This is a genomic window from Clostridium sp. UBA4548, from assembly GCF_002387895.1.
Taxonomy (GTDB): Bacteria; Bacillota; Clostridia; order Clostridiales; family Clostridiaceae; genus Clostridium_J.
In genome coordinates this window covers 135540-145940 of sequence record NZ_DGLI01000002.1, presented here as the reverse complement: position 1 = coordinate 145940, position 10401 = coordinate 135540, and the positions used below count along the sequence as shown (strand labels likewise).

Annotated in this window: 9 protein-coding genes; all 9 read left to right on the top strand. The window is 30.1% G+C overall.

Going from position 1 to position 10401, the window contains the following annotated elements; all coding sequences use genetic code 11:
* Nucleotides 1–422: 422 nt before the first annotated feature.
* The gene (locus B3040_RS01840; protein WP_291569603.1) at nt 423–2309 is read left to right on the top strand and encodes a polysaccharide biosynthesis protein; all 1887 of its coding nucleotides are present in this window, start codon (nt 423–425) and stop codon (nt 2307–2309) included.
* A 17-nt stretch (nt 2310–2326) separates the two neighbouring features.
* A complete protein-coding gene (locus B3040_RS01835) occupies nt 2327–3385 on the top strand; it encodes a polysaccharide biosynthesis protein (RefSeq protein WP_291569601.1) in 1059 nt (352 codons plus the stop codon).
* 256 nt (nt 3386–3641) lie between these two features.
* Complete coding sequence (locus B3040_RS01830) at nt 3642–4739, top strand: hypothetical protein (protein ID WP_291569600.1); 1098 nt, start codon at nt 3642–3644, stop codon at nt 4737–4739.
* A complete protein-coding gene (locus B3040_RS01825) occupies nt 4729–5568 on the top strand; it encodes a glycosyltransferase family 2 protein (RefSeq protein WP_291569599.1) in 840 nt (279 codons plus the stop codon). The genes B3040_RS01830 and B3040_RS01825 overlap by 11 nt, the downstream gene beginning before the upstream one ends.
* Nucleotides 5569–5693: 125 nt before the next feature.
* Nucleotides 5694–6497, top strand: a complete 804-nt coding sequence (locus tag B3040_RS01820) for a glycosyltransferase (RefSeq protein ID WP_291569598.1) — start codon at nt 5694–5696, stop codon at nt 6495–6497.
* 167 nt (nt 6498–6664) lie between these two features.
* Complete coding sequence (rfbA, locus tag B3040_RS01815) at nt 6665–7528, top strand: glucose-1-phosphate thymidylyltransferase RfbA (RefSeq protein ID WP_291569596.1); 864 nt, start codon at nt 6665–6667, stop codon at nt 7526–7528.
* Between the two features lie 118 nt (nt 7529–7646).
* A complete protein-coding gene (rfbB, locus tag B3040_RS01810; RefSeq protein ID WP_291569595.1) occupies nt 7647–8699 on the top strand; it encodes a dTDP-glucose 4,6-dehydratase in 1053 nt (350 codons plus the stop codon).
* Between the two features lie 133 nt (nt 8700–8832).
* The gene (gene rfbC / locus B3040_RS01805) at nt 8833–9390 is read left to right on the top strand and encodes a dTDP-4-dehydrorhamnose 3,5-epimerase (RefSeq protein ID WP_291569594.1); all 558 of its coding nucleotides are present in this window, start codon (nt 8833–8835) and stop codon (nt 9388–9390) included.
* A 43-nt stretch (nt 9391–9433) separates the two neighbouring features.
* The gene (rfbD, locus tag B3040_RS01800) at nt 9434–10318 is read left to right on the top strand and encodes a dTDP-4-dehydrorhamnose reductase (RefSeq protein WP_291569593.1); all 885 of its coding nucleotides are present in this window, start codon (nt 9434–9436) and stop codon (nt 10316–10318) included.
* Nucleotides 10319–10401 lie beyond the last annotated feature (83 nt).

The window sequence follows — 10401 nt, the reverse complement described above, 5'->3', positions numbered from 1 at the left end:
ACGATTCTATTTTAATTTATAGGTTATTTTAAAAGTATAGTTTCAGTTTACAGTAAATCTGCTAAAATGTTACTATTATGAAAACATTTATCTAAGCGTAGACAAATGTGGCGAATTCAATAGAATAAACTTTAAATTTATATATAAGTGTGATAAAATTAATTTTAGGCATAAATGAAACTTAATCTTTATGTACAAACATTGATAGTATTATTCATAATATGTCTAATTAATGGTGAATAGTTTATTGAAAAATGAAAAATTAGGGTTTAGTTTAACGGAATAACTTTCAATTATTTATTTTAAATATTTAATTTATATGTTTAATAGGAGTCGATGAGACAAGGTTTATAATTTATATTTACAAAATCTTAATATCCAATTGGGCTTGGGGTATAAATCGATGAGAGGAGCAAAAAGTCATGGTAAATAAGGGTAAGACTTTATTATTTATTACAATAGATGTACTATCTATTGTATTATCGTATTTACTTGCATATTACTTTAGGTTATATGATTATCCGGAATTATTAAATACTTATATAGGGATTTTGTTTAAAACTATTCCTATAATTATAGTTATCTACCTAGTAAGTTTCTTTGTATTTAAGATGTATAGAAGCTTATGGACAATTGCAGGAACAGAAGAGTTTTTAATGGGGATTGTAGGTTGTTATGTTGCCACTATGGCTAATATATTTATAATATACTTAATCTACGAACCGGCATACAGGGTAACTTGGGTCATTAACTTGCTTGCAGGGGTATTTATAATGATTTTCACGTTAGGATTTAGGATAAGCCTTAGAATAAGGAGAAGGATTCCAAGAGCCTTTAATAAAATTGATAAGCAATACTTTAAGAACGTGATGATAATCGGTGCTGGTAGTGCAGGCGCAATGGTTATTAAGGAAATGAAAGCGCATCCCAATATGCAGTATAATCCTATAGCATTAATTGATGATAGTAGAAATAAGAAGGGTACTGTAATTTCGGGAGTTAGGGTTTTAGGTGGTAGACAGGACATAAAAAAAATAGTAAAAGATAAGAAAATAGAATTAATAGTATTAGCTATACCTAGCATGTCAACAGAAGAAAAGGCTGAGATTATAAAAATATGTAGTGAAACTCATGCAAAAGTAAAAACTATACCAGGAGTATATGAAATTATAGGTGGAAATATTTCATTAAGCCAATTAAGAGATGTAGATGAAAAGGATTTGTTAGGAAGAGAGCCAATCAAACTTGATCATAGAGGTATATCAGAATACCTAACAGGCAAGAAAGTCCTTGTAACAGGAGGGGGAGGGTCAATAGGATCTGAACTTTGTAGACAGATAGCTAACTTCTTACCACAGGAACTTGCAATACTTGATATTTACGAGAATAATGCATATGACTTGCAAAATGAGTTGCGTAGAAACTTCCCAAATCTGAATTTGAAAGTATTTATAGCCTCTGTAAGAGATAAGAAAAGATTAGAAAGTATTTTTGAAGAATACAAACCAGAGGTAGTATTCCATGCAGCGGCCCATAAACATGTACCATTAATGGAAGATAACCCAACAGAAGCAATTAAAAATAATGTGTTTGGAACTCTTAATGTAGCTGAATGCGCAAACAAGTATAATACAAAGAAATTTGTTCTGATTTCAACAGATAAAGCAGTTAATCCAACTAATATTATGGGCGCAACAAAAAGAATATGCGAAATGATTATACAAGCCATGGATAAAATAAGTGATACAGAATATGTAGCAGTAAGATTTGGGAATGTGCTTGGAAGTAATGGGTCTGTAATACCTTTATTTAAAAAGCAAATTGCTGAAGGTGGACCTGTAACAGTAACTCATAAAAGTATAACAAGATACTTCATGCTAATTCCAGAGGCAGCTCAGCTGGTAATTCAAGCTGGAGCCTATGCAAAAGGTGGGGAAATATTTGTGTTAGACATGGGTAAACCAGTAAAAATTTATGATTTAGCTTGTGATTTAATTCAATTATCAGGATACACTCCAAATAAGGATATTAACATTGAAATTACAGGGTTAAGACCAGGAGAAAAGTTATATGAAGAGCTTTTAATGGCTGAAGAAGGTTTAGAAAAAACAGGGCATGATAAGATATTTGTTGGGCAACCTATATTTAGTGACATAGATGTTTTAAGAAAAAGATTTGATGAATTAAAAGAACTTATTCATGAAGAAAATAGTGCGGCTATAAGAGATAAAGTCGAAGAACTTGTTCCGACTTATAAAAGAACTACTAATGAAAAAGTAGCTGTTACTAAAATAAATGATGAAGAATAATTGTTGAGGTGAAAAGTATGTTTAAAGACAAAGTGTTATTAATTACTGGAGGAACAGGATCATTTGGTAATACAGTATTAAAAAGGTTTCTTAATACTGATATTAAAGAAATAAGAATTTTTAGTAGAGATGAAAAGAAACAAGATGATATGAGAAATACTCTAAAAAATGATAAGGTTAAATACTACATCGGAGATATAAGGGATTATAGTAGTATAAACCATGCAATGAAAGGTGTAGATTATGTTTTTCATGCAGCTGCATTAAAGCAAGTGCCTTCCTGTGAATTTTATCCTATGGAAGCAGTAAGGACTAATATTGCAGGATCAGAAAATGTGTTTAATTCTGCATTAGCAAATGGAGTAAAGAAGGTAATTCTTCTAAGTACAGATAAAGCCGTTTATCCAGTAAATGCAATGGGAATGTCTAAGGCAATGGCTGAAAAAATCATGATATCAAAATCTAGAGCTGCATTAGAAGGGGAAACTATTTTTTGTGCAACAAGATATGGAAATGTAATGGCATCTAGAGGATCTGTAATTCCGCTATTCGTAAATCAAGTTAAAGAAGGAACTCCATTAACTCTTACTGACCCAAAAATGACTAGATTTTTAATGTCACTAGAGGAGTCTGTTGACTTAGTACTACATGCCTTTGAACATGGTGAGCAGGGCGATATATTTGTTCAAAAATCTCCTGCATCTACTGTGGAGCAATTAGCCATAGCAGTAAAAGAACTATTTAATTCAGAAGTTCCATGCAAAGTTATTGGTACAAGACATGGAGAGAAAAGATATGAAACACTTCTTTCTAAAGAAGAAATGGTAAAAGCAGAAGATATGGGAAAATACTATAGAGTGCCAGCGGATAATAGAGATCTTAATTATGCTAAGTACTATACAGAAGGAAATGAAGAGATTCAATATTTGGATGAGTACAACTCTGACAATACTCATTTAGTAACTATGGATGAATTAAAGGAAATGATGCTGAAGTTACCTTATGTACAAAAAGAATTGAAGAAACATAATAATAAAGGTAAGGTATTGAGTGAAGTTGCTAATGAACTAGTATAAAAGTTCAAGGAAGTAACATTTAAAAATAATTAAATCAATGTATTTTTACATAAGTCAACCTAGTGTTAATTAGTAGTGAGATTTATGTAAAAATGCTTTTGAATATCAGAAAGGTACCATGATGGAACTAAGTAATAAATTTATCAACTTAAGTATATATATATTCTTTTTCTTAGTAACTTTCTTACCAAGAAGTCATACATCTATAAAAATTCCTTTTTTGATAATAGTATTTACTATTAGTGTCATATATCTTTTGAAAAATAAAAACATTATAATAAACTCAGAATTACTAAAATGGGCATATTTATACATATTAATTGGGGTAGTATGGGCTTTTATAGGAATGGTTAATGGCAATAACATCCAAGGCATAAAAGATAGTTTAAGATTAAATTTTGTTTGGGTGTTAGTTTATTTTGTATTAACAGTAGCGGTATCTAACTCAAATAAATTTGATATAGTTGTTAATGTTATAATGATATCAAATGTTGTTGTTTCTATTTACAATATTTTATTATTTACAAATGCAATAGGTGCAACAAACCTAAGTTTTTTATATTCCTTAGATGCTCAAAGCAGAGTAGGAATTCATGCAGGGTATGTACAGATAACGTCACACAATTTAGGAACCTTGTTATTTACTACACCTTTTGTAATGACATATTATAGTAAGTGTAAGCACAAAAAATTAGTAATGTTTAACATTCTAATATCAATTTTCGCAATTTTAATTTCTGGAAGAAGAGCTTTGTTACTTAATCTAATAGTAACTGTTATGCTAATTCTTCTTTTGAAAATTATAAATAATAAATATCAAATTCAAGTAATACTAAAAAGAACTTTTTACGTAGCTATAATAGGTATTGTTTCTATCGTAGTTTTAAGTGTATTTAATTACCTGGATTTAACTGTAATAGCTAAAAGAATGCTTGAAGGGTTTTCAGGTAGCTCTGAAAATGTTAGGTATATTCAAGGGGTAGAACTATTGAAAGGATTTACCTGGTCACCAATAATAGGAACAGGCTTTGCAAAAGGAGTATCTACTATTATTAGAGATATAAATAAACCATGGGTGTATGAACTGACATATGTGCTTCAATTATATAACCTAGGGATTGTAGGTTTTTCAACATATATGTATGTGTTATTTATAAATGTAAAGTGTGCAATTAAAACAATGAATAAAAGATCAGCTCCTTATATGGAAGCTCTTTTAGTTGGATATTTTAGTTTTTTATTAGGAACTTTTACAAATCCATATTTGGGGTCCTTTGACTTTATGTGGATACTGTTTATAATATTAGCTTATTATAACAAGGTTACTAAGGAGGAAATCAATTATGAGACCTAAGGTTTGTTGTGTAATAATATCATACAATGATTTTGAATGTTTGATTAGCACTGTAGAACAAATACATAAGCAGGTGGAGGAAGTTATCATTGTAGATAATGGCTCCAAGCAGGATATAAAAGAAAAAATTAAATTAATTGAAATCCCAAATACTAAAACAATATTCAACGAAAAAAACTTAGGTATAGCAAAGGCGCTAAATATTGGGGTAGCCTATGCTAAGGAAAACAAGTATGATTACGTACTAACTCTTGATCAAGATAGTTCGTGCAAAGAAGATATGGTAACTAATTTATTACAAACCTTCGCAGATAATGAAAATACATATATAGCATCACCATTAATAGAATATCAGGATTTCGTTGAAAAAGATAAAGTTAATCACTATGATGAACTAGATTACGTGATAACCTCAGGAAATCTAATACCAATAGAGATTTTTGATGTTATTGGAGGCTATGAAGAAAAGCTGTTTATTGATTCTGTGGACTTTGATTTTTCTTTGAGAGTAAAAAATTCTAAAGGAAGAATTGTGCAGAACAACTATGCTGTTATGAGACATAGATTAGGGGAATTTAGAGTGATTAATATACTTGGATACAAGAAAAAGTATTTTCAGCATAATCCTGTAAGAAACTATTATATTTTTAGAAATTCTATATACTTATATAAAAACTACTGTTTTTCTAATGGAACATTCTGTATGAAGAAATTTTTCTTCACTTCAAAGTTATTTATAGATAATATGTTGTTTCATACGAACAAAAAAGCAGTAATAGGCTCTATGTTAAGAGGAATAAAAGATGGTGTTTTAAATAAGTATGACTAAGGCAATAAAATATAGTAATTATATAGGTAATCAAGGGCCATTTAAATAAAATTGTCTAGTAACATACTAAACAAATTAAAGTTTTTAATGCCATATTGCATGTGCTGTAATACTAAGGAGGAAGTATGAAAATATATTTTGTTACAGTTAATTATAATAATTCCAAAGTTACAGAGGAATACATAAAAAATATAAATGAATTAAAGGCTAGTGAAGAAGTTCACATCGTTGTAGTTGATAATAATTCTGTAGTAGAAGACTACAAAAATTTAGAGAACGTGTGTAAGGAATACAGCAATGTTAAGTTAATTAGGAACGAAAAGAACATAGGCTATTTTGCAGGGCTTAATACAGGGCTAACTTATGTAAATGAGATGACAAAAGAAAATAAGCAAGTAGTTATAGGCAATAATGATTTGATATTTGATAAAGATTTTATAGAGGTAATTGAAAACTATAAGCTGGATAGTGATATTTTAGCTTTAGCACCTAATGTAGTAACTTCTGATGGTATATTTCAAAATCCTCATGTAATCAGTAGGGTATCAAAAATAAGAAAGCTTTTTTTTAGTATATATTATTCTAATTATTATCTAGGTACTCTAATGATGAAGTCTTATAAAATGTTTAAGAAGGAAACAAAGCAAACTGAAGTTACAGAGGAAATGGATATATACATGGGAATTGGAGCAATATATGTTCTAACAAATAACTTCTTTAAGCACTATAAACTTCTTGATGCTAGTGTATTCCTTTGGGGAGAAGAAGCCCTTTTAGGAAACCAAATAAAACAAGTTAAGGGTAGAATGAGATATCTGCCAAACTTAAAAGTAAAGCATCTTGAAAGTTTGACTACCAAAAAGATACCTAATAAAATAAAGTACAACCAGGCAAAGAAATCTTACCCAATATATAAAGACTATCTGTAGATAAATAAACTATAATTATTTAAGCCTGACAAAGCTTTAAGTAGGGATCTGAAAAGCTAGTTATACTAGAGTTTTAGGTTTGTTAATTATTAATAATCAGTAGTAAATATAGAAATAAAAAACTAGAAACAATTAAGAAGTTTATAATTAATGAAGAGGTGATGTAAATGAAAGGAATAATATTAGCTGGAGGTTCTGGCACAAGATTATATCCAATAACAAAGTCTGTATCCAAACAAATACTTCCAATATATGATAAACCTATGATATATTATCCATTATCAGTATTAATGCTTGCAGGAATAAGAGATGTATTAATAATTTCTACACCACGTGATTTACCTAGCTTTAAGGAACTTTTAGGTGATGGTAATGAAATTGGAATGAATCTACAATATGCTATTCAAGAGCAACCTAATGGACTTGCAGAGGCATTCATCATTGGTGAAGAGTTTATAGGTAAGGATAAGGTTGCATTAGTATTAGGGGATAACATTTTCCATGGATATGGCTTTAGTGAAAGATTAAAAAGAGCTGTAGATAGAGAAGAAGCTACAATCTTTGGATATCATGTAAGTAATCCAAGTGAATTTGGTGTGGTAGAATTTGATGATAAATTTAATGCATTATCCATAGAAGAAAAACCACAAGAACCTAAGTCAAATTATGCAGTTCCAGGATTATATTTCTACGATAATGATGTAATAGAAATAGCTAAAACAATTAAGCCATCTAAAAGAGGAGAACTAGAAATTACTTCTGTTAATAACGAGTACCTAAGAAGAGGCAATTTAAAAGTTGAATTGCTAGGAAGAGGTATGGCGTGGCTTGATACAGGAACACATGAAGGGCTTTTAGAGGCAGCAAACTACGTGGAAGCAGTACAAACAAGACAGGGCTTATACATAGCTTGCATAGAAGAAATTGCTTATAAAAATGGGTTTATAGATAAACAGCAATTGTTAAAATTGTCTGAGCCACTTTCTAAGACCAAGTATGGACAATACTTGATTAATTTAGCAAGAGATTAGAAAGGGTATATAGATTTAGGTTTCATAAAGTTTCTAAAAGAGACAAAGGTGTAACTGCGGAAGAAAAGGTTGAGAAAAGTAATAAGGTAAAAAATTATATATGTAAGGAGAGAATTTCATGAAAACTTATTTGGTAACAGGTGGAGCTGGATTTATCGGATCAAATTTTGTGTTATACATGCTTGAAAAGTATGATAATATAAAAATAATTAATTTAGACAAATTAACTTATGCTGGGAACTTAGAGAATTTAAAATTAGTAGAAAACAACGAAAATCATATATTTGTTCAAGGGGACATATGTGATAAAGAACTAGTAGAAGGATTATTCGAAAAATATGACATAGATTATGTTGTAAACTTTGCAGCAGAATCTCATGTTGATAGAAGCATAAAAGAGCCAGAAATATTCGCTAAAACTAATGTTTTAGGAACAGTAAATCTTCTAAATGCTACTAAAAATGCTTGGGAAACAGAGGATGGCTGGAAGAAGGATAAAAAATACCTACAGGTTTCCACTGATGAAGTTTATGGTTCACTAGGTGATACAGGTTATTTTACAGAAACAACTCCATTAGACCCACACAGTCCGTATTCTTCAAGCAAAACAGGTGCGGATTTAATGGTAAAAGCTTATGGAGACACATACAAAATGCCAATAAATATCACTAGATGCTCAAATAACTATGGTCCATATCAGTTTCCAGAAAAATTAATTCCACTTTTAATTAACAATTGTTTAAACCACAAGGAATTACCAGTTTACGGTGATGGAATGAATGTAAGAGACTGGTTATATGTTGAAGATCATTGTAAAGCTATAGATATGGTACTTAATGATGGAAAGTTAGGGGAAGTATATAATATAGGTGGTCACAATGAAAGAACAAACATTCAAATTGTTAAGACTGTAATACAATATCTAAATGAGAATGTAGATAAAGAAGTTACAGAAAACCTTATAAAGTATGTGGAAGATAGAAAAGGTCATGATAGAAGATATGGTATAGATCCAACTAAGATAAAAGAAGAACTTGGATGGTATCCTGAAACTTCCTTTGAAGTAGGTATAGTTAAGACTATACAATGGTATTTAGATAATGAAGCATGGATGAAACATATTACTTCAGGAGAATATCAAAATTATTATAACTCTATGTACAATAAATAGAGGATATTGAGCTATAAAACAATAAAAGCCTTCATCATGAGCTGATGGGGGCATTTTTAAAATGTAAATAATATGAAGAGGAAAGGATGTGTAGTTATAGTTTTATTGCATGCAATGAAACTATAAGAATATTATGGGAAATTTTAAGTTTATAGAAACAGATATAAAAGATTTGTATGTAATTGAGCCTAAGGTATTTGGAGATAGCAGAGGTTTCTTTATGGAAACTTATAATTACAATGAGTTTAAAGAAGCAGGTTTATCAATGAATTTTGTTCAAGATAATCACTCTAAATCCAATAAAGGAGTATTAAGGGGAATGCATTTCCAAACTGAACATACTCAAGGAAAACTAGTTAGAGTAATAAAAGGTGAAGTGTATGATGTAGCAGTAGATTTAAGAAAAAATTCAGAAACCTATGGGAAATGGTATGGAGTGTTTTTAAGTGAAGAAAACAAAAAAATGTTTTATGTACCAGAAGGCTTTGCTCATGGATTTTTAGTTACCTCTGAAGAGGCTGAATTTGTCTATAAATGTACTGATTTTTATCATCCTGAATTTGAGGGAAGCTTATTATGGAATGATCCAGAAGTAGGAATAGAATGGCCATTAGATAATATTGAAAACATATTACTATCTGATAAGGATAAAAAAGCACTACCACTTAAAGAGCTTAAGGTAAATTTTTAGAGGTAATGAAATAAAATATTATCTAACTTGGGAGGAATATATAGTGAAGATATTAGTAACAGGAGCAAAAGGACAATTAGGAACTCAATTCATTAATATACTTAAGCAAGGTACTTCAGAATTAGGAGAAATACCAGAGGCAGTAAGAGGTTGCGAAATAATTGCTTATGATGTTGAGGAACTAGACATAACAGACCTAAAGTCTGTAAGAAAAGTATTGCACAAGGAAAAGCCTGAAGCAGTAATAAATTGTGCTGCATACACTAATGTAGATGGTTGTGAAACCAATGAGGATTTAGCATTTAAGATTAATAGCATAGGTCCGAGAAACTTAGCCATAGTGTCAGAAGAAATTGGTGCAAAAATTATTCATATTTCTACAGATTATGTATTTCAAGGTGATGGGTCAACTCCATATAGAGAATATGATAAAACAAGTCCAGTAAGTGTTTATGGAAAAACTAAGTCTTTAGGAGAAGAGTATATAAGAGAGTTTTCTTCAAAATATTTTATAGTAAGAACATCATGGCTTTATGGATATTATGGAAAAAACTTTGTAAAAACTATAATTAAAGCTGCAAAGGAAAGAGGTCAGCTTAAAGTAGTAAATGACCAAAGAGGAAATCCTACTAATGCAGAAGATTTAGTATATCATATTATAAAGCTCTTACTTACGGAGGAGTATGGAATATATCATTGTACTGGGGAAGGAGAATGTACTTGGTATGACTTTGCTAAGACCATAGTAGAGTTAGCTAAAATAGATTGTACTGTGGAACCAGTAACCTCAGAACAGTTTAACAGTGCTGCAAAACGACCAACCTTCTCATCTTTAGATAATATGATGCTAAGATGCACAGTTGGGAATTCCATGAGAACATGGGAAGACGCCTTAGAAGAGTTTATTAAAAATGTTGAAGAAGTATAGTAGGTTTTAAGTTTCAATAAATAAATCCCCTATAAACAAGAATTGTTTATAGGGGATTTATTTTATTTAATTAAAATAATAAA

Excerpts from the sequence above, each read along its gene's own strand:
- B3040_RS01840 (WP_291569603.1), top strand. The coding sequence starts at position 423 with ATGGTAAATAAGGGTAAGACTTTATTATTTATTACAATAGATGTACTA.
- B3040_RS01835 (WP_291569601.1), top strand. The coding sequence starts at position 2,327 with ATGTTTAAAGACAAAGTGTTATTAATTACTGGAGGAACAGGATCATTT.
- B3040_RS01825 (WP_291569599.1), top strand. The coding sequence starts at position 4,729 with ATGAGACCTAAGGTTTGTTGTGTAATAATATCATACAATGATTTTGAA.
- B3040_RS01820 (WP_291569598.1), top strand. The coding sequence starts at position 5,694 with ATGAAAATATATTTTGTTACAGTTAATTATAATAATTCCAAAGTTACA.
- rfbA (WP_291569596.1), top strand. The coding sequence starts at position 6,665 with ATGAAAGGAATAATATTAGCTGGAGGTTCTGGCACAAGATTATATCCA.
- rfbB (WP_291569595.1), top strand. The coding sequence starts at position 7,647 with ATGAAAACTTATTTGGTAACAGGTGGAGCTGGATTTATCGGATCAAAT.
- rfbC (WP_291569594.1), top strand. The coding sequence starts at position 8,833 with ATGGGAAATTTTAAGTTTATAGAAACAGATATAAAAGATTTGTATGTA.